Origin of the sequence: [Flexibacter] sp. ATCC 35103, from assembly GCF_001975985.1 — a bacterium.
Classification (GTDB): domain Bacteria; phylum Bacteroidota; class Bacteroidia; order Flavobacteriales; family Flavobacteriaceae; genus Flavobacterium.
This window is the reverse complement of sequence record NZ_MTQF01000005.1, coordinates 76701-102823: the sequence shown is the minus strand read 5'-3', so window position 1 is coordinate 102823 and position 26123 is coordinate 76701. Positions and strand designations below refer to the sequence as shown.

19 protein-coding genes and 1 riboswitch are annotated in these 26123 nt (G+C 34.1%); all 19 genes read right to left on the bottom strand.

The annotated features are described in order from the left end of the window. Window positions 1–371 precede the first annotated feature (371 nt). On the bottom strand, window positions 372–1538 hold the full coding sequence (locus BXU01_RS11575; protein ID WP_083693362.1) for a PepSY domain-containing protein: 1167 nt from the start codon (window positions 1536–1538) through the stop codon (window positions 372–374). 121 nt (window positions 1539–1659) lie between these two features. Further along, the gene (locus tag BXU01_RS11570; protein WP_083693361.1) at window positions 1660–2889 is read right to left on the bottom strand and encodes a DUF4374 domain-containing protein; all 1230 of its coding nucleotides are present in this window, start codon (window positions 2887–2889) and stop codon (window positions 1660–1662) included. A gap of 25 nt (window positions 2890–2914) precedes the next feature. Then, a complete protein-coding gene (locus tag BXU01_RS11565; RefSeq protein WP_083693360.1) occupies window positions 2915–5278 on the bottom strand; it encodes a TonB-dependent receptor in 2364 nt (787 codons plus the stop codon). A gap of 285 nt (window positions 5279–5563) precedes the next feature. Further along, window positions 5564–6973 (bottom strand): pyridoxal-dependent decarboxylase, encoded by a 1410-nt coding sequence (locus BXU01_RS11560; RefSeq protein ID WP_083693359.1) that lies wholly within the window; start codon window positions 6971–6973, stop codon window positions 5564–5566. Between the two features lie 123 nt (window positions 6974–7096). Next, window positions 7097–8320: a dicarboxylate/amino acid:cation symporter gene (locus tag BXU01_RS11555; RefSeq protein ID WP_083693358.1), complete on the bottom strand. Its 1224-nt coding sequence runs from the start codon at window positions 8318–8320 to the stop codon at window positions 7097–7099. Between the two features lie 95 nt (window positions 8321–8415). After that, entirely contained in the window at window positions 8416–9069 is a 654-nt protein-coding gene (locus BXU01_RS11550) for a class I SAM-dependent methyltransferase (protein ID WP_083693357.1), read from the bottom strand. Between the two features lie 136 nt (window positions 9070–9205). After that, window positions 9206–10162 (bottom strand): methylenetetrahydrofolate reductase [NAD(P)H], encoded by a 957-nt coding sequence (gene metF, locus BXU01_RS11545; RefSeq protein WP_083693356.1) that lies wholly within the window; start codon window positions 10160–10162, stop codon window positions 9206–9208. Between the two features lie 69 nt (window positions 10163–10231). Next, the gene (locus BXU01_RS11540; protein ID WP_083693355.1) at window positions 10232–10588 is read right to left on the bottom strand and encodes a four helix bundle protein; all 357 of its coding nucleotides are present in this window, start codon (window positions 10586–10588) and stop codon (window positions 10232–10234) included. 82 nt (window positions 10589–10670) lie between these two features. After that, window positions 10671–13346 (bottom strand): methionine synthase, encoded by a 2676-nt coding sequence (gene metH, locus BXU01_RS11535; RefSeq protein WP_083693677.1) that lies wholly within the window; start codon window positions 13344–13346, stop codon window positions 10671–10673. 356 nt (window positions 13347–13702) lie between these two features. Next, on the bottom strand, window positions 13703–14863 hold the full coding sequence (locus BXU01_RS11530; RefSeq protein ID WP_083693354.1) for a leucine-rich repeat domain-containing protein: 1161 nt from the start codon (window positions 14861–14863) through the stop codon (window positions 13703–13705). Window positions 14864–14968: 105 nt separating this feature from the next. Next, window positions 14969–15973, bottom strand: coding sequence for a homocysteine S-methyltransferase family protein (locus BXU01_RS11525; protein WP_083693353.1), 1005 nt, complete (start codon window positions 15971–15973; stop codon window positions 14969–14971). A 325-nt stretch (window positions 15974–16298) separates the two neighbouring features. Beyond that, a riboswitch (SAM riboswitch) is annotated at window positions 16299–16412 on the bottom strand. A gap of 768 nt (window positions 16413–17180) precedes the next feature. Beyond that, a complete protein-coding gene (locus tag BXU01_RS11515) occupies window positions 17181–17408 on the bottom strand; it encodes a hypothetical protein (protein WP_083693352.1) in 228 nt (75 codons plus the stop codon). Window positions 17409–17715: 307 nt separating this feature from the next. Continuing rightward, entirely contained in the window at window positions 17716–18768 is a 1053-nt protein-coding gene (locus tag BXU01_RS11510; protein WP_083693351.1) for an NAD(P)/FAD-dependent oxidoreductase, read from the bottom strand. Between the two features lie 275 nt (window positions 18769–19043). Continuing rightward, window positions 19044–19625 (bottom strand): bifunctional precorrin-2 dehydrogenase/sirohydrochlorin ferrochelatase, encoded by a 582-nt coding sequence (locus BXU01_RS11505; RefSeq protein WP_083693350.1) that lies wholly within the window; start codon window positions 19623–19625, stop codon window positions 19044–19046. Between the two features lie 249 nt (window positions 19626–19874). After that, window positions 19875–20648, bottom strand: coding sequence for a uroporphyrinogen-III C-methyltransferase (cobA, locus tag BXU01_RS11500; RefSeq protein WP_083693349.1), 774 nt, complete (start codon window positions 20646–20648; stop codon window positions 19875–19877). Continuing rightward, the gene (locus tag BXU01_RS11495) at window positions 20641–22734 is read right to left on the bottom strand and encodes a HEPN domain-containing protein (protein ID WP_083693348.1); all 2094 of its coding nucleotides are present in this window, start codon (window positions 22732–22734) and stop codon (window positions 20641–20643) included. Before BXU01_RS11495 ends, cobA begins: the two co-directional genes overlap by 8 nt. Window positions 22735–22816: 82 nt before the next feature. Further along, window positions 22817–24061, bottom strand: coding sequence for a sulfate adenylyltransferase subunit 1 (locus tag BXU01_RS11490; RefSeq protein ID WP_083693347.1), 1245 nt, complete (start codon window positions 24059–24061; stop codon window positions 22817–22819). Between the two features lie 137 nt (window positions 24062–24198). Then, window positions 24199–25104, bottom strand: a complete 906-nt coding sequence (gene cysD / locus BXU01_RS11485) for a sulfate adenylyltransferase subunit CysD (protein ID WP_056244950.1) — start codon at window positions 25102–25104, stop codon at window positions 24199–24201. A 293-nt stretch (window positions 25105–25397) separates the two neighbouring features. Continuing rightward, entirely contained in the window at window positions 25398–26108 is a 711-nt protein-coding gene (locus tag BXU01_RS11480; RefSeq protein WP_083693346.1) for a phosphoadenylyl-sulfate reductase, read from the bottom strand. Window positions 26109–26123 lie beyond the last annotated feature (15 nt).

Sequence of the window (26123 nt, the reverse complement as noted above, 5' to 3'; positions counted from 1 at the left end):
TGGAAAAGAGTCTGTTTGTAGTTAGCAGGCTCTTTCTGTTTTTGGTTAAATTGCACGCGGATGATACCGATTTAAATGGATTTACGCTGTTTTTATTTCATTGTAATGTTTATACAATGTCAGACTGAACGGATGTCAGACTGAGCGAAGTCGAAGTCCCGTGTACTGAATCACTTTGCGGGACTTCGACTTCGCTCAGTCTGACAAATAGGTTTCGCTCAGTATGGCAAACGGAAATCACTCAAATACAACTAGTATTGAATTAATACTTTACTTTTTAAACAAAAAAAAGTCTCTTGAAGAAGTTGCACTTCTCACAAAAGACTTTTAAGAAACTAACTAATAATAAATAAGTAAAATTAAACGAGGTTTTAAACTCTCGTTTTTTGCTTTTTCTTTCTTCCCCACCAGATATAAAATCCGGTAACGGGTAAACTGGCACATATTAAACTGGCTGTAAAATAAATGATCTTTGTAGGCAATCCTCCTATTGCGCCAATATGAAGACTATAATTAGATCGCATTAACCATTTTGAAAAACGTTCGTCACTGATATAGTTTTGAGATTTAGAAAGTAATTCAAGTGTTTTAGGATCAAAATATAAATCTCTCCAAACTCCTCTATGCATATCTGTACAGGCATAAATATCTTCTTTTGGGTCGTCTGGAAAATGAATGATAACTGCTTCTTTATTTTCCTTCGCAATTTCGGTTCTTACCTTTTTCCAGATAAAATCGGCAGCAGCCAACTTATCTAATTGTTGTTGCGATAAAGAATCTTTTTTAACCTCAATAACTTGTTCTTTATTTTCTTTTTTATCGGCCCAGCCTCCACTTATCCAATACGTGCTTTCCCGTAACCAATGAAAACTCATTAACATTCCTGTAAAGGCAATAAGCATAGCCAAAATAAGCGTATAAAAACCCATGACATTATGCAAATCATAATTAAGACGTTTGAATTTCGCGTCCCATTTTATCTTAAAACTACTATTTCTGGTTGTCTTATTCCATTTTTTAGGGAACCAAAGTATCAATCCGCTTATTAATAAAAAGAAAAAAACAAAAGTTGCCCAAGCCGTAATTTGAGAACCAAGATCACGCTCTAACCAAAGATTACGATGGCCTTCATCCATAATATGAAAAAAGTCTTCATGATCTGCCATTCCGGTAATTTTACCGTTATACGGATTTACATAAATCAACGAATCCGATTCGATATCGACTTTAATTGATTTATCTAAACCATTATACCAAACTCCGTGAATTTCTTTATTGGGTAATGCTTTATGAACTGCTTCGTAAATTTTAGAAGGCGGCAATAATTTATCCGGACTTTGTGCTTCGACAGTCAAATAAGGTGCTGTTAGTGTTTTAATCTCTTGTTCAAAAACTAAAAGACAACCTGTAATTCCCATAATAAATACAATTATACCTGAAGCAAGTCCAAGCCATAAATGAAGCCAGGCATTGATTTTACTAAAACGTGATTTTTGTTTGTTTGGAGGTTTGGAATTTTGTTTTTTGATCAGGCTCATATTTATTTCGAATTAATGGCATGCTGGCAAATCCAGCTGTTATTAAAAAACCATATAATCAGCATTTTAACAGCACTGACTATATGGTAGTTTTTGATAAAAAAAATCAGAATTTATTTTCTTATTTTTTCTTCGTTAATTTTGTAATTGCAGGTAAGTTTACACCTCCGGTAATAAGAGCTCCTTTTACAGCAACGCCTGAATTAACATCGATTTGGTAAACACGTCCTTCATCGTTTGTTACAAAACTTTTGTATGTTTTTCCGTTTTCTGTAAAAGCACTTCCAAAACCATAATAATTATCTCCCGCATGGTCAGGCAATCCTGTAACTGCCGTGATTGCTTTTGAATTAAGATCTACTATAGCAGATTTAAATTTAAAGGTACCATAGTTTAAGAAACTCCAGTTTCCTTGTGCTGCATCAATATCCGAAGGAATATAATTGATTAATACTTTTTCGCCTCCTACAGGATAAGCTGATACAACTTTTCCTTTAAGACTGCTTGCTTCCATATCTAAGAAATAAGTAGAATCAAATTCTGATTGTCCTTTTTTAATTCTAAGAACTCCTGAGTGAGAAGCTGTTGCAGTATAACCTGCCGTACGTGAATTTGAAGAGAATGTATAAATGTCTCCAGATTCTGTCTGAACCATTCCTGTATTAGTATAATATTGCCCAATAGCTGTTGTACGAGTATCTGTAATAGTTTTTACATATTTTAAAGAAGGATATTCATAAACTTTTACAACTGCATTTTCCTGATACAATTTCCAGTTAGCATCACGTTCAAATGTAGATACAAAAACTCTATTTCCTGATACATTTACACTTGTAGGCCATAAAAAATGTCCGTTAGGTAAAACGAAATCATCAAATACACGATTTGTAATACTTGTAGTAGCCGGATCATATAAAATTAATTCGTTTTGTGTTGAACTGGCATCCCAAGGAGAGTTTACCAAAATTAATTTATTATCATCTGTAGTTCCGTAAGCATAAGTATCTCCTGTAAAAACATGATTACTTGTTGCTAATTTACCATCCGTATTTAGGAAATAACCAACAGAACCTTCATTTTCTCCAGAAAGGGCAAAAAATGTATTCGCTACAGGTACACCTGCACTTGCTGGCTGCTCGATTCCTTTTCCAACCATATTGATTGTTCCAGTCAAAAGTTCATCTGTAGATTCAAACTGCCAAATGTAGGTGTCAAAATCAGTTGTTTGATAGGCAAGTACATAACTTACATCAGCCGGATCTTCTACAGGCGCTGAATCATCATTGCTACATGAAAATGTAACTGCTGATAGTATGAATAAAGCTAAAAGTGTTTTAGTTCTAGTTATCATTGTTTTAAATTTAAAAAATTATTAATTAGTTTATAAAATATCTGAATTTGATTGTAAACGATCTTCCTGGTTTTTGTACTTTGAAGTAGTCATATACTTTTGTGTCGGTAATATTATTGCATTCTAAACCCACATTGTACTTTCCTTGCCCAAACACATAAGCCGTAGCAATACTTTGTGTAAATTGTTCCGGTATTGTTCTTCTACTGTCTGGCGATCCGTTTTTGGTTGATACTAAATAGTATTCAGCTATATAGTTGGAGAATAAATTAACGGTTAGATTATCATCAGAAGTTCTGATTTTTCTAAAGTTGAAGCCTAAATTAGCATTCCCATAAAAAATTGGTTCATTTGCTATTTGAGCACCTTTTAAAGCATTTGGGATATTAGATCCGGCCGGATCAAATTTTCTGGTATCAATAGTTTTTTGATGTGTAGCGTTTATTTCAAAAGTCAGCCAGTTCATATAACCGTAATGAAAAGCGCCGTCGAAACCGGTAACTCTTACGTCTGCAATGTTTTCAAACTGAGATTGAGCTCCTTGTGCTTTTATTCGTATGTAATCTTTTGCATTTCGATAAATAAAATTTCCCTGAAAGCCAAATGAGTGTTTTTCATATGCTTTCTTAAAAGCAAATCCTGCATTAAAATTATCACTGGACTCTGGTTTTAATCCCGGCGTTGGCAAAATAAGTAAACCATCACCTAACATTTCTTCGGCTGCAGGTAAACGAAAAGCGTGTTCATAAGATGCTTTAACCTGTATTTCGCCAGTAATAAAATAACCTAAAGCTGTTCCATAACCCAAATCATCAAATGAATTTTTTAAGACATCGTATTGCTTGGTTTCTGCATAATCATCTTTTACGACCATCATACTGCTTTTTAAGAAGTATTTTTTAGTAAAAGCTATAAAAGATAATTTTCGATCAAATGCTGCCAGATTATAAGAAAGACCTAAAATATTTTTATTTAAAGTAGGAGAACCAGGTTTTGTAATTGTTCTGTACTCATCGTCTTCTTTACGCGTTAAATCAACAAGAGAGTGATTCAACACAAGATACTGCTGTTCATTTAAATCATATTTAAAATTGGTATTCGTCTGAAGCGAATGATTATCATAAACATAAAGCGTTTTTTCACGGGTTATTTCTCCCCCACTATTTAAATTTTCTATAGTACGGCTTCCATCCCATTTGTATCTGTAAGAAGAAGTATCTACAGATCGACTATTTACGATACTGTAAGATGCCGCTAAATTAACAGACAAATTTTTAGTAAAAAGGCTGTCTTTTTTATATTTAACAGAAGGAACAAAAGCCTTACTATCCTTAAAAGCATCACCTACAACTCTTTGCATTGTGCTTCCGGTTTGTATTTCTTTTTTATTGCCAGAGACCATCATTCCAAATAAAAGATAATCAGCATATGATTTATTCTTTACTCCTATTTCTGCCATAATCCCAGCTGATTGATAACCATCATGAAACTGTTTATAAGCCTGTTCCGGACCAAAATTTCCGTTTTTATCAGCAACACTCGCATCAACCTTATAACTGTTATCAGAATAATTACCAAAAGCATTTATATTGGCAACCAAACCATTTTTACCACTAAAACGGGTGTTAATTGCTAACTTATGTGTATTAAATGAACCAAAACTATAAGATGCATCAACATAACGCTTTACAGATTGGTTTGTAATTATATTTACAGCACCACCAAGAGCATCACTACCTAATTCTACCGGAACAACACCTTTGTAAACCTCAATACGTTCTGCCAGATTAACCGGAATATTATTTAGTGTAAAAGAAGATCCGTAACTGTCTATTGGGATACCATCCATAAAAAACTTAACCTGATTTCCTGAAAATCCATTTAATGAAAATTTAAAATCAGATCCCATTCCACCGGATTCCCTAACACGAATACCTGTTGTTCTGTTTAATACCTGATTTAAATCCTGAGAACTATTATGAACCATTTTCAAATCAACAGCAGCAACATTAAAAGCTTGTTCACGAACACGTTCTACTTTAGACTTTCCAGTTACCTGAACTTCATTCAGAGCAGCCATATCTTCTTCGATAGTTATACTTGGAGCAGTTTGGTCTGATTGAAGATTAATCTTTGTTTGTCTGGATTTAAAACCAACAGAACTAACAGATAACACATAATTTCCTGGTTCTGCTGCTATTTCATACTCTCCTTTTTCATTTGTTAAAGTAGAATAAGCCGTTCCTTTTAATGCTACAGAAACACCTTCGGCAGGTTTACCATTATTTTCTAAAATGATTCCCGTTAAGATTAATTTTTTATTTTGAGAAAAACCTTGAATTGAAGTTACAAGAACTAAGAGTAAGAGAAATATTCTTTTGATTTGCATTACCTGAAGTTGAAATTAATTTGGCACAAAATTAACTTCTATTAACAGTTTTTGCAACTTATATTTAATTATTCTAAATAAGAATACTAATTAACTTTTTAAATGCTTTTTTAGTAAAAAAAGAAATGATTTTTAAGATTAAATTAATTCTATCTTAAGATTTGCTTAATAAATAGTATTTAAAAAGTTAAAATTTAAAGCTAAAATTCAAGTAAATTTTAAATTCAAGACATAAAAAAGCCCGCTAACACAGTCAGCAGGCATTCAGAAAGTTTAAAAATTATACTACAAATCCAAATCAGAAAGTGTTGCGATTAATTCTTCTATAATTATTTTAATGTCGTTTTCAGTTGTCCTCCAATTAACAAAAGACGCTCTTATTCCTTTCTTATTTTGATAAACAGTTGGCGTCATAAATACTTTTCCTTTATCATTTAAGTGAGTTAAAAAAGCAGAAACTTTTTCCTGATTCTGATTTCCTTTTAAAGTAAAACAAACATTATTGAGACGAATTGGAGCCAAAAGTTCAAAATTATCATTTTCGATAAGTGCATTTGCAAAATGCAAAGCCAGTGCAGTACTATTCTCTATAATATCCTGAAAACCTTCTTTTCCATAAGCAACTAAAGAAAACCAAACCGGTAAAGCTCTCAAACGGCGGGAGTTTTCCGGTAATACATTCAGATAGTTAAAATTCTCGAGCGGATTTCCCAAGTACGGAGCATTAGAATTCTGAAAAGTTTCTACCTGAAGATTCATATGTTCTTTTTTAATTAAATAAAAAGCACTTTCATAAGGTACATTCAGCCATTTATGACAATCAATTGTAATACTATCTGCGCCTTCCCAACCTTCTACAAGGTGTTTAAATTTATCCGAAACAGCAGCAAAACCACCAAATGCAGCATCAATGTGCCACCAGAAATTGTATTTTTCTTTAAGTTTTGAAATGGCTTCAAAATCATCAAAATCTGCTGTATTCACAGTTCCGGCGCTTGAAATAAGGATAAAAGGTTTTCCGTTTAAATTTTGAATATGCTGTTCTAAATCAGCAATATCAATTGCTTCACGATTGCCTTCTATGGTTTTAATTGTCGTGTAATTATTACTGCCTACACCTAACATCGATAATGTTTTTATCGAGGATGAATGTGGTGTTGCAGTTAGGATATTTATCGTTTCTGATATCCCGTTTTTAGCAAAATCTTTCCCTGATTGAGCACCAAACCATTGTCTTGCCACACCTAAACAAGTAAAATTAGACATTGTTGCTCCGGTTACAAATCCACCTGAAAATGATTTAGGCAAGTTTAGTAATTGCAACAACAAATTGATCGTTTCAAATTCTATTAAAGCAGAAACTCCTCCCTGCGCTTTTACAGCTTGTGTATTTTGATCATAAACAGTTGTCAGCCAATCTCCAACAATTGAAGCTGGTGTAGAACCTCCGGTTACAAACCCTAAATATCTTGGTCCGGGAGAAGCAACCATCAAAGGTGCTAATCTCTCATTAAATTCTTTTAAAGCAACTAACGATCCTAATCCTAATTCGTTTAAATCTCGCGTTGGATCAATTGTATTTTTATTGGAAGTGGGAATACTATCGATATTATTTAAAAAATCTATTCCTTGTTGTTTTACCTGATTAAGTATGTTTTCGAAATCATTGAGATCGTGTTGAAGTACTGAATTCATTATATATTGCTTAGATGTTTAGCCCAAATATCATCTCGCATTAAAACAAAATGCAGACTTTATAGATTAAGCTGATTACTACTGACTTTAATTATAAAAAAGATTTGCCTTGAAAATTTTGTATCACCACTTGGTTTTTTCAGAAAAACGGGAGACCATCATAGAACAAATCACATCACCGTTTGCATTTAATAAAGTAGCAATTGGATCAACAAGCGTTCCTAATATCATTGCTACAGGCAAAGCTTGCTCCATTGGCAATCCATAAACCGTAATAGCCAAAACTTCTCCAATATATCCGCCATTTGGAATTCCGCCCTCAACAATCGATACAATTACTGTAATTCCTAAAGCCAGAAGTATTGTCAAAGGATCTGTAAAATCTTTTCCAAACATGGCAAAAAGAACGGTAATTTTTAAAATCGAAGACATACTCGAACCATCTTTATGCAAAGGCCCTCCAATTGGGATAACGAGATTCCTGACATGTTTTGGAATATTCATTTTTTCGGCAGCATCAAGATTTGCCGGAATTGTAGCAATGCTGCTGCAGGTTCCTATCGCAGTTAAAGAGGGCGTAATATTGTTACTCCAAAATACCACAAATGCGCGTTTACCTCCGGCTAATAAAGCGTATAAGCTAAAAAACACAAAGAAATAAAAAGTACATGCTGCATAATAAACACCTAATGGTTTTGCATAAGCACCAAACAATTGCGGGCCAAAAACGCCAACCTGATAAGCAAAATAAGCACCCAGACCAATTGGTGCCAATTTCATAATCATTGTCAGAAGCTGCTTCATGACTTCGTTTCCGGAATCGAGAAAATTTCTAAAACCAGCTCCTTTTTCTCCAGATTGCAAACTGGCAAATCCTAGCAAAAACGAAAAGATTATAAGAGCTAACATACTCTTTCTGGACAATAATTCGAAAAAATCATTTACTGTAACCAATCTTGCTATTTGATCACCAATACTTCCGGATTGAATATTTTCTATAGGAACTTTAGAAATTATAATACTCTGATGAATTGGAAATATATAAACCGCCACTATCATTACAATAGCCGAAATAAGAATTGTTCCTAAAAAAACGGCGAGCATAATTAGAAAAAGCTTTCCTAATTTTTCTGTTTTTTCTAAATTGGCAATAGACGAAGCAATCGTAAAAAAAATAAGCGGAATAATTGCTGTAAAAAGTAAGTTCAGGAAAATATCGCCAAGTGGTTTTATAACCTCAACATCTTTTCCAAAAACTAAACCCAAAATACTTCCAAGTATGATTCCGCCAAGAAGTAAAAGAATACTACTGTAACTTTTGAGAAAATTGATTTTTTTAACCTCCATAAATTTAAAGTATTACGATTCAAAAAAGAAACATGAAATAAAAATCAATTAAAGTAGTCAAAAAAAGAACTCGAAATATAGAATACTTTCTTTTCTTATTTTTCTAAAACTAAAGTAGTAAAAGCTCTGTCGACCAATTCACCAGTCTTACTTTTTACTTTCTCTGTTAAAGTTTCTTTGTTGATTATTTTGAAAGCTGTTTTTTGAACCAATTTTTCAGCTTTTTCAGTACTGTAAAGATCAAACTCAAATTGAGTAAAAGGAAGTTGTTTCATAAAACTTTCCTCGGCAAAAGTGATGCAGAAAATTCCTTTTGGCTGTAAAACCCTATAAATTTCTGAAAGCAATTTTTCAGGTTCCTGCCAGAAATAAATCGTATTTACTGTAAATATCTTATTGAAAAATGAATCTTCAAACGGAATTATATTTCCATCATAAATCGAAAAGAAGGCTTGTTTTTGAGAGACAAAATTTCTGTTGATCTGGCGTGCTTCCTGAAACATTAATTCAGACATTTCAAGTCCGTAGTATTTAATATTTTCTGCTTGTTCAAATATAAAACTTACATGTCCTGCGTTTCCGTGACCTAATTCTAAAATTAAATTCCCAGACTCGATATGTAGATTTTGAATCGAATGATGCGTCATGTTGATGTTGGTTTCATTCATCATGTTACCCATTTCGATTCCTTTTTCTCCTGTTGGATGCTTTAACTGAGAAGCTATTGCTTGTAATTCTTCTTGTTTCATAATGGTAAAAATTAAATTCCAAATTTAAAAATCCAAACCCCAAGCCGCTGGGTCATTGCGAGGAACGAAGCAACCACACTAACATAAGCACTAAAAATATATGCAGCATGAGATTGCTTCGTTCCTCGAAATGACATTAAAAAAGATGGCTCGCAATCTGGCGAATATTCTCAGATTTACCCATTGAATAATAATGCAAAACTGGAACTCCGGCCGCTTTTAATTCTAGCGATTGCTGAATTGCCCACTCGATACCCACTTGTCTGATTTCAGCATTATTTTTGCATGAATCTACGGCATGAATTAAATCTTCAGGCAAATCGATACGGAAAATTTGAGGTAAAACCTGTAAATGTCTTTGAACTGCAATAGGTTTAATTCCAGGAATAATAGGAATTGTAATTCCCATTTCTCTTGCTTTTTCTACAAATTTGAAATATTTTGAATTGTCGAAAAACATTTGTGTTACCACATAATCGGCTCCGGCATCAACTTTTTCTTTCAGTCTTTTTAAGTCTGATTGCAATGATGGAGATTCTAAATGTTTCTCTGGATAACCAGCAACTCCAATACAAAAATTGGCTCTGTTATCAGCATCCATTACTTCATGAAGGTATTTTCCCTGATTTAATAAACTAATTTGTTTTACTAAATCAATCGCATAATCGTTTCCTCCTACTTTTGGCATAAAATATTGCTCGTCTTTCATGGCATCACCACGCAAAGCCATCACATTATCAATTCCTAAGTAGTTACAATCTACTAACAGATATTCGGTTTCTTCTTTTGTAAATCCTCCGCAAAGTACGTGAGGGACAGTATCTACATTGTATTTATGTTTTATAGAAGCGCAAATTCCAAGCGTTCCCGGACGCATACGAGTTAATTTTTTGTCTAAAAGTCCGTTGCCTTTATCAATATAAATATATTCTTCACGTGAAGTTGTTACATCAATAAAAGGTGGATTGAATTCCATCAAAGGGTCAATATTATCGTATAACTCCTGAATGCTTTTCCCCTTTTGAGGCGGAATAATTTCAAATGAGAATAATGTTTTTCCTTTGGCGTTTTCTATATGTTCTGTTACTTTCATTTTTTTAGTAGTTGATAGTTTTTGGTTGATTGTTGATAGTTTATATGCAACTTAAAATAGCAACCTCAACTATATTATTTTTTTATAATAGTTAATAAACCCATTCAATAGCTTTTTGCAAGTTTGGATTTGTTCAAAAGCAATATTGAAATTATTTTCATCTATGTATTTTTGGTCAAATGCTAAATAATATTGTGTTTCTAGTTCATACAATGATCCTCTTGAAATATGAAGAAAATGTATTGTATCTTTCGATGTTTGTCGTCCACAACCTTCAGCAATATTTGATGGAATTGAAACCGCAGCTCTTCTCATTTGATTTGTCAAACCAAACAATTCATCTTTCGGAAACAATTTAGATGAATCATATAACAAATTCACTAATTTCCTGGCTGCTAACCAAACCTCTAATTTATTGTACTCCATTTTATTAGTTTAATAGTTGTCAGTTGATAGTTATTGAATAGAGCAGAATCTATCAACAAAAAACCATCAACCATCAACTAATTTAATCTGCTATATTAGGGTTTAACCATTTCATCGCGTAATCTGTTGGTACATTGCGTCGTTTGGCGTAATCTACTACCTGATCTTCTTTTATTTTTCCGAGTCCGAAATATTTACTTTTAGGATTCCCGAAATAATATCCTGAAACCGATGAAGCCGGCCACATCGCCATGCTTTCTGTCAAGGTTACTCCAATTTCGTCGGCTACATTTAAGAGTTTCCAAATTGTTGGTTTCTCCAGGTGATCCGGACAAGCCGGATATCCTGGCGCAGGACGAATTCCTTTGTAATTTTCTTCGATCAAATCTTCTGTCGAAAGTGATTCTTCAGCATCATAACCCCAGAAATCCTGACGTACTTTTTCATGTAGATATTCGGCGAAAGCCTCTGCAAAACGATCGGCTAATGCTTTAACCATAATCGAATTATAATCGTCAAGATCTTTTTCGAATTCGGCTGCCCATTCGTCTACACCAAAACCTGTTGTAACACAAAATGCTCCCATATAATCTGTAATTCCAGAATCTTTTGGTAAGATAAAATCAGATAAAGCGATGTTTGACGCACCTTTTGTTTTTTGTGATTGCTGACGGAGCGTTAAGAATTTCTCTAACACTTTTCCGTTTTCATCACGCAATTCAATATCATCATCATCAATTTGATTCGCAGGGAAAATTCCGTAAATTCCTTTTGCAGATAATTTTTTCTCAGCTAAAATCACTTTCAACATTGCCTGAGCATCTGCAAAAACCGAAGTTGCTTCAGTTCCCACAACCTCATCCGTTAAAATCGCCGGATATTTCCCGAACAATTCCCAAGTCCTGAAAAATGGTGTCCAGTCGATATACGGAACCAAAACATCCAGTTCTACTTCGATGATTTTTTTGCCAATAAACTTTGGTTTAGTCGGAGTATATTCGTCCCAATCCAATTGTAATTTATTTTTACGCGCTTGTTCGATCGTCAGGAAGTTTTTGTCTCGCGAACGATTCAAAAACGTTTCTCTAAACGCATCGTATTCTGCACGAATATCACTTGCATATATTTTACGATTATGATCTAACAGGTTTCCTGCCACGGTAACAGCTCTCGAAGCATCGTTTACGTGAATTACAGTTTCTCTGTATTGCGGAGCGATTTTCACAGCTGTATGCGCACGCGAAGTCGTAGCTCCACCAATCATAATCGGGATTTTGATTCCTTGTTTGTCTAATTCTTTGGCTAAATAAACCATTTCGTCAAGCGAAGGTGTAATCAATCCGCTTAAACCAATAATGTCCACATTATGTTCTATCGCAGCGGCAATAATTTTTTCCGGAGGCACCATAACACCAAGATCTACAATCTCATAATTGTTACAAGCTAAAACCACCGAAACAATATTTTTACCAATATCGTGAACGTCACCTTTTACAGTTGCCATCAATATTTTTCCGTTTCCTTGTTTATCTCCGGCTTGTTTGCTTGCTTCGATATAAGGCAATAAATAAGCAACGGCTTTTTTCATTACACGTGCCGATTTTACAACCTGAGGCAAGAACATTTTTCCACTTCCGAATAAATCTCCAACAACGTTCATTCCTGTCATCAAATTGATTTCGATAACTTCAATAGGTTTTGTTGCTGCTAAACGTGCTTCCTCTACATCTTCTTCGATAAAAGCGTCAACTCCTTTTACCAATGAATGCGTAATACGCTCCTGAACCGTTCCTAAACGCCATTCTTGGATCGCTTTTTCATCACTTTTTACTTCACCTTTTACGTTCTCAGCAAAATCCAAAAGTCTTTCTGTTGCGTCGTCGCGTCGGTCAAGAATTACATCTTCAACGTGTTCTAATAAATCTTTAGGGATATCATCATAAATCGAAAGCATTTCCGGATTTACGATTCCCATTGTCATTCCGTTCTTGATCGCGTGGTATAAAAACACCGAGTGCATCGCTTCACGAACCGTATCGTTTCCTCTAAAAGAAAACGAAACGTTACTTACTCCACCACTAATATGCGCATGAGGCAAGTTATCACGAACCCATTTTGTACCTCTAAAAAAGTCCAAAGCATTTAAGCGATGTTCTTCCATTCCGGTTGCAACGGGGAAAATATTCAAATCGAAAATAATATCCTGCGGCGGAAAACCAACTTTGTTAACCAAAATATCATACGAACGCTGACAGATCTCGACTCTTCGGTCAAAATTATCCGCCTGACCAACTTCGTCAAAAGCCATAATAATAGCCGCCGCTCCGTAACGTTTAATTAATTTGGCGTGGTGAATAAAGGCTTCTTCGCCTTCTTTCAACGAAATCGAGTTTACAACACTTTTTCCTTGTACTACTTTTAGACCTGCTTCAATGATTTCCCATTTCGAACTGTCGATCATAATCGGCACTCTCGAAATATCCGGTTCTGATGCAATTAAATTCAAAAATTTAGTCATTGCCTGAACCCCATCAAGCATTCCCTCATCCATATTAATATCGATGATTTGCGCTCCACCTTCTACCTGTTGTCTTGCAATATCAAGTGCCTCATCATACTTCTCTTCCTTGATTAAACGAAGGAACTTTCTTGAACCCGTTACATTCGTACGTTCCCCAATGTTTACAAAAACACTCGTAGGCGTAATAATCAACGGTTCTAATCCTGCTAATACAAGGTCTCTTCTATTTTCTGCCATTTCTTTTTTCAATTTTCAACGGAATAAATTCCATTGCTACAATATGTTTCGTTCCTCTGGAACTTTTATTTCAACGTTTTGCTTGTCTTTGCGAGGAACGAAGCAATCTCACTTTACTATTTTTAATCTTATTTTGGGCGTGTTTCGCCGCGGCGAACCGGGCTATTCGTTCATAGTCCTCGCACTTCCTTGGTCAGGCTGTGGGCTAACCACTTCTATCCCTCACGCAGTTTTGTGTTACAATTTGGCATTGCGAGAAACAAAGCAATATTATATATTATATATCTCTTTTTTTTTAAGCAATACTATCTTTGCAAACACTAACCAAGTATTTATATTAACTAGCTCTTATAATTTTAAAAACAATTAGTACTAACAGTACAGTTATATCCCCAAAAATTAACTTGATTTTGAACTTCTGCCAATTCAGAAACATCACAACAGATAGAGGTAAGTTTGGGATTATTTCCAAAATAGTAATTGTTCAAATTACTTCCGTTTTTTAACACCATCGATTGTAAATTTGCCATATTATAAATATCTAAATAATCAAGTTGAGGGCAATAACGTGCATCAAAACTGGATAAAAGATTATTGGATATATCTAAATTTTTTAATGCTGTCAAACCATTTAAATCGATTGTGGTTAACTTATTATTGTAGCCTCTTATAAAATTCAACTTACTACAATTACTTAATTTTAAATCTGATAAAACATTATTATCACAATAAATATCCATTAAACTAATACAATTTGAAACATTCAAAAAGGTCATCTTATTATTAGAACACTGCAACGAACTTAAATTTTTTAAATTGTTAGCATCCAAAGACGTCAATAAATTATAAGATATATATAAGTAACTCAAATTTTTTAAATGTCCAATTGTTAAAGTAGTTAATAAATTATTTGAACCTCTTAGATCACTAATTTTATTTGAGTTTTCAATGTTGAAACTGCTAATTTTATTTGATTCAAAATACACAGATTCAAGTGACGGCAATGAACTTAAATTTAAGGAAGTTAATTCATTTTGACTACACCAAAGAAATTTTAAGTTGGTCAAACCTTGTACATTTATATTAGTGATATTATTATTTTCACAATATACTGTATGTAGTTTTTTTAGACTTGAAACATCTAAAACTTTAACTTTATTACTCCTAAAAGATAAGTATTTAAGATTTCGAAAGGCAAGCAAGCCTTCCAATGAACTAATATTTGATTTATCAACAATCAGTTCACTAATGTTTTCGGCTTCACAAACTTGAATAATCCCATCATTATTAGCATCAATTTTAGTTACAAAACCTTCTAAATTGGAAGCCACAATATTATTTAAGTCTGCAGTAGCAGATAATAATTTAGCTTGAAAGTTTGCATCTGGAATATTTACTGTTTGAGTGCAATTTTTGTCAGAATTGATATTCTTAGAATCATCATCAGAATTGGAACAACTCAAAAAAATCAAACTTAAACAAGTTAACCATCCAACAAAGTAACTTTTAGTATTCATAGTATAATAGTTAGTCTTTTATTTTTCATTGTAATTGAGAGTGAAATAAATCCAACTTCCCTTAATTACCAACAAAAATTTGCAACAATTTTTTCTCGTTTATATTTACATTACCGCAGAAGGAACTCTCGGCTTATAATCCTTCGCAACTTCAGCAATTAATCGAATATGATCCGGAGTTGTTCCGCAACAACCACCAATGATGTTGATTAAATTATCATCTAAATATTCTTTGATTAAAGCCTGAGTTTGTTCCGGTGTTTCATCATATTGTCCGAAAGCGTTTGGCAAACCAGCATTTGGATGCGCCGAAACATTAAAACTTGTATGTTGCGACAATGTTTTCAAGTATGGTTTCAACAAATCGGCTCCAAGAGCGCAATTGAATCCTACACTCAATAACGGAATATGTGAAACTGAAATCAAAAACGCCTCAACAGTTTGCCCAGAAAGTGTTCTTCCTGAAGCATCTGTAATAGTTCCTGAAACCATAATTGGAATATCAAGATTACGTTCGTCTTTTACTTCTTCGATTGCAAAAAGTGCTGCTTTTGCGTTTAAAGTATCAAAAATGGTTTCTACCAAAAGTAAATCGCATCCTCCATCCATTAAGGCTTCTACTTGTTGTTTGTACGCAATTCGCAAATCATCAAACGTTACGGCTCTGTAACCCGGATCGTTTACATCTGGTGACATACTTGCCGTACGGTTTGTTGGGCCAATTGAACCGGCTACAAAACGAGGTTTGTCCGGATTTTTGGCTGTAAATTCGTCAGCTACTTCTCGTGCGATTTTAGCCGATTCGTAGTTTAACTCGTAAACCAAATCTTCCAGGAAGTAATCGGCCATACCAATTGTGGTTCCTGAAAATGTGTTGGTTTCTATGATGTCTGCACCCGCTTCATAATAAGCGGCGTGGACATCGCGAATTGCTTGTGGTTGTGTTATGGATAGTAAATCGTTGTTTCCTTTTAATGGATGCGGAAAATCCTTGAAACGCTCTCCACGAAAATCTTCTTCGGAGAAATTATAGCGCTGCAACATTGTTCCCATTGCTCCATCAAGGATTAGGATATTTTTTTTTATTGCTTCCTGAATTGTTATTGACATATCTTTTGACTTTTAGCTGCTAAGACACTAAGGTTCTATGTTGCTAAGTTTTTATTTAATTATAATTTTCGCTTTAAAAACCTGTCGGTTTTAATACGATTTTGATTCACATTAATTCCAAAAATTCACTATTGTTGGCTCATTAGCCCCGATTGAAGTGGAAATCCTTTTGCTTTTTTCTTTAAAAAGCAAAAGATTGCAACGAAAAGCGGGAACGATTGACGGCAAAAAATCGTCAATGATTCGCTCATGATACCAAAGTGAATTCGGTAAAATTATATTGTAAGTTGTCAGGAAGTGTTTTGAGAAATACTTTTATGTATTTGTGTTATCTATCTTAGATACTATGATTAGTACAAAGTAGAATGTAGCACCTTCTTTATGATAAAGGGTTGCTAAGGTTTCATTGGGTCTTTCCCTCCGCCTTTCGTGATAACTTTCAGTAATTTTAAGAACAGTGCAAAGTAAAGACATAACCTGAACAATTGCAAGTGTTTTTTAAAGTTTCTAAGTGGCTAAGATTCTGGGGGTCTAAGTTTCTTTTTAAAGGGGCTGAAAGGCTAAGATACTCAGTTTAATACTTTGATTATATTAAAAGATCCGGAGGAGCTTAATGTTTATAGCAAAAAAACATCATTCTTATAGAAAGCTCCAGCGGAGCGTAATATTTATAGAAAAATTATCCCCCACAAAATAAAGCTCCAGCGGAGCGACATATCGATCATGTTTTAAACATAATATTTAACCCCGCTGGGGCTCTATTTAAAAACTCAATTATGCTATTCTATAAATATATCATCCCTCTCGGATTCTCAATAATCAGTGAATAAAAAAGCCCAAACTAAAAGTTTGAGCTTCTTTATAAAATCTTTTATGATTAAATCCCTATAGGTAGCAGTCCTAACTTTTTAGTTTACAAATTGACTTTAATGTTTAGGCTTTTGTTTTGTTCCTCTAAAATTGATAATCTCAATACTATTTGGATTCCTTGTTTACTCTATAAATTAAATAATTATTTTTGTCTACAATTGCTTTATGTAGTGATGCGCTTTTTTCAGATTTTGGAAATTGTTCTGGATCGTGACTGATTTGATTTATTGCTGGATTTTATTTTCCAAGTTCAAAATTTCTTTTACAGTCCATTTTGCTTCCTAATAATCAACAACTTCATCAAAACCTTTTATAGCTTGTGAAGTCCAAATAAAATTTAATGCCATTTCGAAAACCTTTTCATAACATCTTCATGACTGGTAAATTCACCTTTTTCGGCTTGATCTAATCCAATTTGAATTTCGTTTTTCTCCGATTCTGATAATTCATCAAACCAATCATTTTGATTTGCTTTTAAAATCAATTCCAGTTTCTCTAAAATACTCTCATCTTGCACCTTAACTAACTCTTGAATAAATTGATATTTTCTAGCCTCTAAATTCATGATAATCAAATTTTATAATTACAAAGGTACTCTTTTTTTGAAGGTGCTGAAGGGCTAAGATACCAAGGTTCTAAGTTTTTCATCTTTTATATGATTTAGTTCCGGCGGAGCGTAATATTTATAGAAAAATTATCCCCCACAATAAAGCTCCAGCGGAGCGACATATATTTCGCTCCGCTGGAGCTCTTTTACAAACGAATAATTTCTTTTCTATAAATATTTTATCCCTCTGGGATTCTTCTTGATGAATAAAAAAAGCCCAAACTAAAAGTTTGAGCTTTCTATATAAAAACCTTAGCAACTTAAATTAAACAATTGCTTTAACAACTGCTTTTGGAGCTTCTTTACGAGTTCCGTCGAAACCGTCTACACCAGAAACTGTTGTGTATTTCAATACGTATTTTTTACCTGGATTGATGATTGCGTATGCTGCCTGACACATTAAAGTTGCTTCGTGGAAGCCACAAAGGATCAATTTTAATTTTCCAGGATATGTATTAACATCACCAATAGCGAAGATTCCCGGAATATTTGTCTGGTAATCTAATGCGTTGTTTACTTTGATTGCATTTTTCTCGATATCTAATCCCCAGTCAGCGATTGGTCCTAATTTTGGTGTCAATCCGAAAAGTGGAATAAAGAAATCTGTTTCGATTTTACGGTGTGCTCCGTTTTCTTCGATATCTAATGACTCAACGTGCTCAGCTCCATTAATACCAATTACTTCTGCAGGAGTAATTAGTTTAATTTTTCCTGAAGTTTTTAATTCCTGTACTTTTTCTACTGAATCAAGAGCTCCCCTAAATTCGTTTCTACGGTGAATTAAAGTTACTTCTGAAGCTACATTTGCCAGGAAAATACTCCAGTCTAAAGCTGAATCTCCTCCTCCGGCAATTACAACTCTTTTATCTCTGAATTTCTCTGGATTCTTAATGAAGTATTTTACTCCTTTATCTTCATAAAACTCGATATCCTCGATAAGTGGTTTACGTGGTTCAAAACTTCCTAAACCTCCAGCGATAGCAATAACCGGTGCGTGAAATTTAGTTCCTTTATTTGATGTTACTATAAACGATCCGTCTTCTTGTTTTTCGATTGTTTCAGCACGTTCTCCTAATGTATAACCTGGCTCAAATTGTTTAATTTGTTCCTGAAGGTTATCAATTAAATCTCCTGCTAAAACTTCCGGGAAACCAGGAATATCATAAATAGGCTTTTTAGGATACAATTCTGAAAGTTGTCCTCCTGCTTGTGGCAAAGCATCTAAAATATGACATTTTAATTTTAATAATCCTGCCTCGAAAACGGCAAATAAACCTGTTGGTCCTGCTCCAATTATAAGTATATCTGTTTTAATCATTATGGTATTTGTTTATAATCATTCTTAATAACACAAAGAAACGAATAATTTATTCTAATTTCAATGATTTTTATCATTGATTTCTTTGGGGGATTTTTTACTCTTTATTTTTTAATGAAGCGGTAATCTCGTTCATTCTTTTAACCTTATCTTCAAAATTACCTTTCAATGTTTTTCGATATTCATTAAGATTTTCAACCATTTGATTGATATCTTCCGGAATCATCGGGTTAAAACCCGACGCTACAATATTGACCGTTCCTTCGGAACTCTTACTATTCTTTATTTTTCAATGACGCCGTAATCTCGTTCATTTTTTTAACCTTGTCTTCAAAATTGCCTTTCAGTGTCTTTCGATATTCATTGAGGTTTTCGACCATTTGATTGATATCTTCAGGAATCACCTCTTCGAAAAACTCCCGCAATCTTTTGGCTGTTGTTGGTGATTTTCCGTTAGTTGAAATCGCGATTTTTACATTTCCTTTTGTTACGATTCCGCCTAAATAATAGTCACACAAATCTGGCGTATCGGCAATATTGCAAATCAAATAACGCTTTCGGGATAAATCATATACCTTTTTATTGACTTTTAAATCATCGGTACAAGCGATTACCATATGACGTTTTTTGAGCATTTTCTTTTTAAACTTCGATTTTGTTAATGTAATCGAAGGATGCTTTTCTGCCAAAACCTTTATTTCTAAATGGAAATTTGGCGCTACGACCTCAACATTTGCATTAGGACTTGACTTTAATAAAAAAGACAATTTTTCTAATCCTACATTTCCTCCTCCAACAATTAAAACATTCAGATTATGAAGTTTTAAGAATATTGGATATAATTCATTCTGTTCCATTTTTAATTTAATTTCATCCAAACAAAATTAGATGATTTACCAATGAATTGTTCCTGACGGAACATTTTTCTTTGGTAACATCGGGTTGATCTCCTCCGTTGTTCGCATGTGTACATCAGGTTGAAACCCGACGCTACAATATAAATCGTTCCTTCGGAACGTTAGCATCATACGGATTCTCTTTGACGACATCGGGTTGATCCCGAAGCCTCGGGACGACGCTACAATATTGAACGTTCCTTCTGAATTTTATCTTGTGATTTCTTTTGATAGAAATTCTTCGTAAAATCCTTTTAGTTTGTTGCTTTCGCGAACCACTTCTCCTAAAACAATAATGGCAGGTGAACTCAATTCTTTTTCCTTTACAATATTCAAAATCGAATCTACAGTTCCAACTCCTACTTTTTCATCAGAAGTTGTTCCATTTTGAATGATCGCTACGGGTAGATTTCCTTTGTCTTCTTTTTGAAACAAATCAATAATTTGAGGTAATTTGTGCATTCCCATCAAAATAACAACTGTTGCAGATGATTGCGCTGCCAAAGCTACATCTGAAGATAATTTTCTATCAGAAGTTGTTCCCGTAATCGCCCAAAAACTTTCTGAAACGCCTCTTTTAGTAATCGAAATTCCCTGACTTGCAGGAACAGCAACTACCGAAGAGATTCCCGGAACGACAATTGTTTCAATTCCGAAGCTTTCTACAAATTCGATTTCTTCGCTTCCGCGCCCGAAAATAAAAGGATCTCCACCTTTTAAACGCACTACATTTCCGTACGTTAATGCATTATCTACAATTAACTGATTGATTTGATCTTGCGTGTAAGCGTGATTTCCTATCTTTTTTCCAACAAAAATTTTGATGGCGTTTTTAGGTGCGTGTGCTAATATTTCGTCATTGGCCAATGCATCATACAAAACCACATTTGCTTCAGCCAGTGCTTTTACACCTTTAAGCGTAAGCAAATCCGGATCGCCTGGACCAGCGCCAACTAAAGTTACTTTTGGTTTAATATTAAGCATTTGCTAATTCTTGAGCTCTGTATTTTTCTATTGTATCAAAAAATGAAATTCCTTGTTGAATATATGCTTTTGCAAATGCTTCTGATGGTTCATTTTGATTGATTTGATATACTAATTCTCTAAATGTTGTTGCCTCCAATTCTATTTTAGAAGTTGTCACAAAAACAGTATCAAATAAGTCTACAATTCCAGCGTGATTATTAGTTTTTTCGTTTTCTGCAAGTAATAATGCTTTTGCTCCATTTACAAATCCAGCATAAGCATGATAAATTGCATCTGACCATTTTCCTTCGTCGAATGATTCCTGAGCGAAAGTCAATTTATCTTTTGCTTCTAATAATAAAGTAGCAACTAAATCGATCACAACTCCGGCACATTCGCCTACTCCAACAGCTTTTACGTAATTATCTGCGTTACCCCAGTCAACAAAATCAGCTTCGGTTAAATTGGTTACGTCTGCGAAAGGTTTTAAAATTTCATAGAAATATTTCTCTCCTTTCAGATCGTAATAGTTTAGGAATTTTTCTCCGTTTGCATTCGCATTAAAATCATTTAAGATCGTACGCAAAGCATCTGGTCCTCTTCGGCTTGGAATTTTAATTACTTTATCAGCAAAACGTCCTGATCCGTTTCCTAATCTTCCTCCGCCTAATAAAACTTGTAAAGCCGGAGCTACTAATTTCCCAGAATTGATCGACATTCCCTGAAATCCAATTGCCGACATATTGTGTTGTCCGCAAGCATTCATACAACCCGAAATTTTAATCTCGATCTCCTGATTGTTTAAATATTGTGGATATTCTGCATTTAGCACTTTTTCAAGTTCTTCTGCAATTCCGGTACTACTTGCAATCCCCAAATTACAAGTATCAGTACCCGGACATGCTGTAATATCCGCAGTAGAATTATAACCTAAATCAACAAAGTTAAGTTTGGCTAATTCCTGATAAAAGAAAGGCAAATTAGCTTCTTTTACGTGACGTATTACAATATTTTGACGCAATGAAAAACGTAATTCGTTTGCTGCGTAATTTTTAATTAAATCGGCTAATAATCTGGCTTTATCGGTATAAAAATCTCCTAATAAAACTTTGATTCCAATAGCATAATAACCTTCTTGTTTCTGTGCAATTACATTCGATTTTTTCCACGCTTCATAAGCTTTTGTATCTTCGATTGTAACTTGTGGCACTTCTAATAATGGTTCCGGAATTGGGCCTTCAAAAGCAGTTGTGTCGATTTCGTATGTTTCAAAAGCGATTGCTTTTTTCTCTTTTTCAACCAAATCAAGGAAAACATCTCTTCCCATTTCTTTGATTAAGAATTTCATACGCGCTTTCATTCTTTTTGCACGTTCTCCATATCTGTCAAAAATACGGATGATTCCTTCGGCTGTTGGAATGATTTCGTTTACCGGAACAAATTCTGAAAGCAATTCTGCATGCGCTGGCTGAGATCCTAAACCTCCACCAAACATAATTTTGAAACCTTTTTGTCCGTCTTTAATTTTCGGAATAAATCCTAAATCGTGTAAATAGCTCAAAGCTGTATCTTCGTCTGAAGAAGAGAACGAAATTTTGAATTTACGTCCCATTTCCTGACAAATTGGGTTTCTTAACAAATATTGAAAAAGTCCGTGTGCATAAGGCGAAACATCGAAAGGTTCGTTTACATCAACACCAGCCAATTCGCTTCCGGTAATATTTCTAACAGTATTTCCGCAAGCTTCACGCAATGTAATATCGTCTTTAGCCAAATTTGCCCAAAGTTCCGGCGTTCTGTCTAAACTTACATAGTGAATCTGGATATCCTGACGTGTTGTAATGTGCAAACGTCCTGTAGAATATTCATCAGAAACCTTAGTAATACGTACTAATTGTTCGCTCGTAACTTTACCGTAAGGCAATTTGATACGAATCATTTGAACACCTTCCTGACGTTGCCCGTAAATTCCGCGCGCTAAACGAAGACTACGAAAACGCTCATCATCAATTTTCCCTCCACGGAATAAATGAATCTTTTTTTCTAAATCGATGATCTCTTTCTGAACAATCGGATTTTCTATTTCTGTTCTAAAACTTTCCATTTCTCTTTAGTTGTTGGTTGTCAGTTGTTGGTTGTTGGTTTACTAGCTGAATAACTATCAACTAAAAACCATCAACTGTCAACTATCTTATGAATCCTACTCCTGCTGTTGTATTTGTTGCTGTATCAATTAAGATAAAAGCACCGTTTGATTTATTATCATTGTAGGCATCAAAATATAATGGTTTACTTAATTTAATGCTTACTTCTCCAATTTCGTTTATCGCTAATTGTGACGCTTCTTTTGTTCCCGAATAGTCAGTTGAGATGGTGTTTTTGATACTTTCTACTTTTGCCAAAACTGAATTGGTATTGTGCTGCACAATATATTTTGTTCCTGCAACCAGTTTTTTACTGTCCATCCAGCAAACTGTTGTGTTTATTTCTTTTTCAATTTTTGGAAGTTCTGATGATTTTACAATCATATCACCTCTTGTTACATTGATGTCGTTTTCTAATTCAATTGTAATCGAAGATCCTGCAACGGCTTCATCATATTGTTTATCGAAAAAGTGAATTTTAGATACTTTTGATTCGGTTAAAGAAGGAAGAACCGTAACGGCATCTCCAACTTTAATAGAGTTTCCGTATAATTTCCCTGCGTATCCTCTAAAATCATGATATTCTTCTGTCTTTGGACGAATAACTGTTTGAACCGGAAAACGCGCTTTTCCTGTTTCAAAAACATCATGAGAATGTAATCCTTCTAAATGTTCTAAAACAGTTTGACCATTATACCAAGGCATATCTTTTGACTGATCTACCACATTTCCGCCATTAATTGCACTTAACGGAATATAACTTACGTTTTGTTCCTTGAATGTACTTTTTGCGTTTAATGCCTGAAAATCGGCTTTGATTTTATTGAAAACTTCTTCAGAATAATCTACTAAGTCCATTTTATTAATGGCAACAATTACCTCTTTTACTCTCAATAAATTATTGATGAAAAAGTGACGATATGTTTGCTCGATTACACCTTTTCTGGCATCAATTAAAATAATAGAAACCTGAGAAGTCGAAGCTCCTGTAACCATGTTTCTGGTATATTCTACGTGACCCGGAGTATCTGCAATAATGTAACTTTTCTTTGCTGTCGAAAAATAAATGTGCGCAACATCAATCGTGATTCCTTGTTCTCTTTCGGCAACCAAACCATCTGTTGCTAAAGAGAAATCCAGATAATCGTATCCTTTTTGTTTACTGCTTTTTTCAATTGCCTCGATTTTATCTGTAGTCAATGATTTTGTGTCGTACAATAATCTCCCGATCAAAGTACTTTTTCCGTCATCTACACTTCCTGCTGTTGCTATTTTTAAAACTTCCATTCTAATATTTTTGTTTCAGGTTTAAAGTTTCATGTTCTTTCGAAACTTATAAATCTGTATGTTTTTTTGCTTTTTGATTCTAACTTTTAATTAATTCTGAATTGCATTCATAATTCACAATTCACAACTCATAATTATTAAAAGTATCCTTGTTGTTTTCTCTTTTCCATTGCAGCTTCAGAACGTTTGTCATCGATTCTGGCTCCTCTTTCAGAAATAGTAGATTCTCTGATTTCTCCAACTACTTCCTGGATTGTTGCTGCATAAGATTCAACAGCGGCTGTACAACTCATATCTCCAACGGTTCTAAAACGAACAATTCTTTCTTCGATTTGTTCGTCTTCTTCCTGATACACAAAAGGAGAATGCGACCAGATTAAACCGTCTCTCAAAAAAACTTTTCTTTTATGTGAAAAATAGATCGATGGAATTTCGATGTGTTCTTTTTCGATATAACTCCAAACATCTAATTCTGTCCAGTTTGAAATTGGAAAAACACGAACGTTTTGTCCATTTTCTATTTTTCCATTCAAAATATCAAATAACTCAGGTCTTTGATTTTTTTCATCCCATTGACCGAAATCATCACGAACTGAAAAAATACGTTCCTTAGCTCTTGCTTTTTCTTCATCACGACGCGCTCCACCAATACAAGCATCAAATTTAAATTCTTCGATTGCGTCTAAAAGCGTGATTGTCTGTAAGCTGTTTCTACTAGAATATTTTCCAGTTTCTTCAACTACTTTTCCTTCATCAATAGCATCCTGAACATTACGAACGATTAATTCCAAGCCTAGTTCTTCTACCAATTTGTCTCTGAAAGCAATTGTTTCAGGAAAATTGTGTCCTGTATCAACATGCAATAGAGGAAACGGAATCTTTGCCGGAAAAAATGCTTTCTGTGCCAAACGCACTAATGTTATAGAATCTTTTCCTCCAGAAAAAAGTAAAACAGGTTTGTCAAATTGTGAAATTACTTCTCTGAAAATGTATATCGCTTCACTCTCTAAAGCGTTTGTTTTTAATACTGAACTTGAACTCATTTGATATTTTGTTTAATGCTTGATAGTTTTTCAATTTAAGATCGTTGTGAGTTTAATCTAAAACCTATAAAACTATCGTTATTCTGTGTTTTTTGTTTTTGTTTTTTCAACGGATTTCAATCCCATTGCTTCATTCTAGATCCATCGGATAAATTGGCTACCTCATTCTAGAATCATCGGGTTAAAACCCGACGCTACAATATAAATCGTTCCTCCGGAACTTTAAATCTATTGTCTTGATTCTATATTCTTGCTTCTTGCCTCTTTATTCTATTCTCTATACTCTAGCTTCTCTACTCTTTCTTCGCGCTATGCAAGCCACACTCCTTATGACTTGATTCCCACCACCATCTTCCGGCTCTGATATCTTCACCTGGGAAAATTGCTCTTGTACATGGCGCGCAACCTATACTTACGAAGCCTTGTTTATGTAAAGCATTTTGAGGAACATTATTTTCTGATAAATAAGTTTCAACTTCTTCTAAAGTCCATTTTAATAACGGATTGAACTTTATAATTTCGAAACCTCCATCGTATTCAAACAATTGTAAATCGTTTCTATTTTCAGATTGTTCAGCTCTTAAACCTGTAATCCAAACTGAATTTCCTGCCAAAGCTTTTCTCAACGGAACTACTTTTCGAATAAAACAACATTCTTTTCTATTTTCTACCGAATCATAAAAGCTGTTTGGTCCTTTGTGTTTCAATAAATTTTCGACTGCTGTAGCTTCTGGAAAATAAACCTCAATTTGTTTTTTATACTTTTTTAATGTCTTATGAAAAACATCGTATGTTTCCTGAAATAATCTTCCGGTGTCTAATGTAAAAATGGTGATATCCTGATTACTTTTTGCAATAAAATCTGTAATCACCTGATCTTCCTGACCAAAAGAAGTCGAAAAAATTACTTTTCCCGGATATTCATTTGCTAAAAAAGCCAGTGTTTCATCTAGTGAAAAATCTTTTGTTTTATCTAATAATGATTGTATAATCGTCGCACTCATATTCTCTCTTTCTCT

Excerpts from the sequence above, each read along its gene's own strand:
- BXU01_RS11575 (WP_083693362.1), bottom strand. The coding sequence starts at position 1,538 with ATGAGCCTGATCAAAAAACAAAATTCCAAACCTCCAAACAAACAAAAA.
- BXU01_RS11570 (WP_083693361.1), bottom strand. The coding sequence starts at position 2,889 with ATGATAACTAGAACTAAAACACTTTTAGCTTTATTCATACTATCAGCA.
- BXU01_RS11565 (WP_083693360.1), bottom strand. The coding sequence starts at position 5,278 with ATGCAAATCAAAAGAATATTTCTCTTACTCTTAGTTCTTGTAACTTCA.
- BXU01_RS11560 (WP_083693359.1), bottom strand. The coding sequence starts at position 6,973 with ATGAATTCAGTACTTCAACACGATCTCAATGATTTCGAAAACATACTT.
- BXU01_RS11555 (WP_083693358.1), bottom strand. The coding sequence starts at position 8,320 with ATGGAGGTTAAAAAAATCAATTTTCTCAAAAGTTACAGTAGTATTCTT.
- BXU01_RS11550 (WP_083693357.1), bottom strand. The coding sequence starts at position 9,069 with ATGAAACAAGAAGAATTACAAGCAATAGCTTCTCAGTTAAAGCATCCA.
- metF (WP_083693356.1), bottom strand. The coding sequence starts at position 10,162 with ATGAAAGTAACAGAACATATAGAAAACGCCAAAGGAAAAACATTATTC.
- BXU01_RS11540 (WP_083693355.1), bottom strand. The coding sequence starts at position 10,588 with ATGGAGTACAATAAATTAGAGGTTTGGTTAGCAGCCAGGAAATTAGTG.
- metH (WP_083693677.1), bottom strand. The coding sequence starts at position 13,346 with ATGGCAGAAAATAGAAGAGACCTTGTATTAGCAGGATTAGAACCGTTG.
- BXU01_RS11530 (WP_083693354.1), bottom strand. The coding sequence starts at position 14,863 with ATGAATACTAAAAGTTACTTTGTTGGATGGTTAACTTGTTTAAGTTTG.
- BXU01_RS11525 (WP_083693353.1), bottom strand. The coding sequence starts at position 15,973 with ATGTCAATAACAATTCAGGAAGCAATAAAAAAAAATATCCTAATCCTT.
- BXU01_RS11515 (WP_083693352.1), bottom strand. The coding sequence starts at position 17,408 with ATGAATTTAGAGGCTAGAAAATATCAATTTATTCAAGAGTTAGTTAAG.
- BXU01_RS11510 (WP_083693351.1), bottom strand. The coding sequence starts at position 18,768 with ATGATTAAAACAGATATACTTATAATTGGAGCAGGACCAACAGGTTTA.
- BXU01_RS11505 (WP_083693350.1), bottom strand. The coding sequence starts at position 19,625 with ATGGAACAGAATGAATTATATCCAATATTCTTAAAACTTCATAATCTG.
- cobA (WP_083693349.1), bottom strand. The coding sequence starts at position 20,648 with ATGCTTAATATTAAACCAAAAGTAACTTTAGTTGGCGCTGGTCCAGGC.
- BXU01_RS11495 (WP_083693348.1), bottom strand. The coding sequence starts at position 22,734 with ATGGAAAGTTTTAGAACAGAAATAGAAAATCCGATTGTTCAGAAAGAG.
- BXU01_RS11490 (WP_083693347.1), bottom strand. The coding sequence starts at position 24,061 with ATGGAAGTTTTAAAAATAGCAACAGCAGGAAGTGTAGATGACGGAAAA.
- cysD (WP_056244950.1), bottom strand. The coding sequence starts at position 25,104 with ATGAGTTCAAGTTCAGTATTAAAAACAAACGCTTTAGAGAGTGAAGCG.
- BXU01_RS11480 (WP_083693346.1), bottom strand. The coding sequence starts at position 26,108 with ATGAGTGCGACGATTATACAATCATTATTAGATAAAACAAAAGATTTT.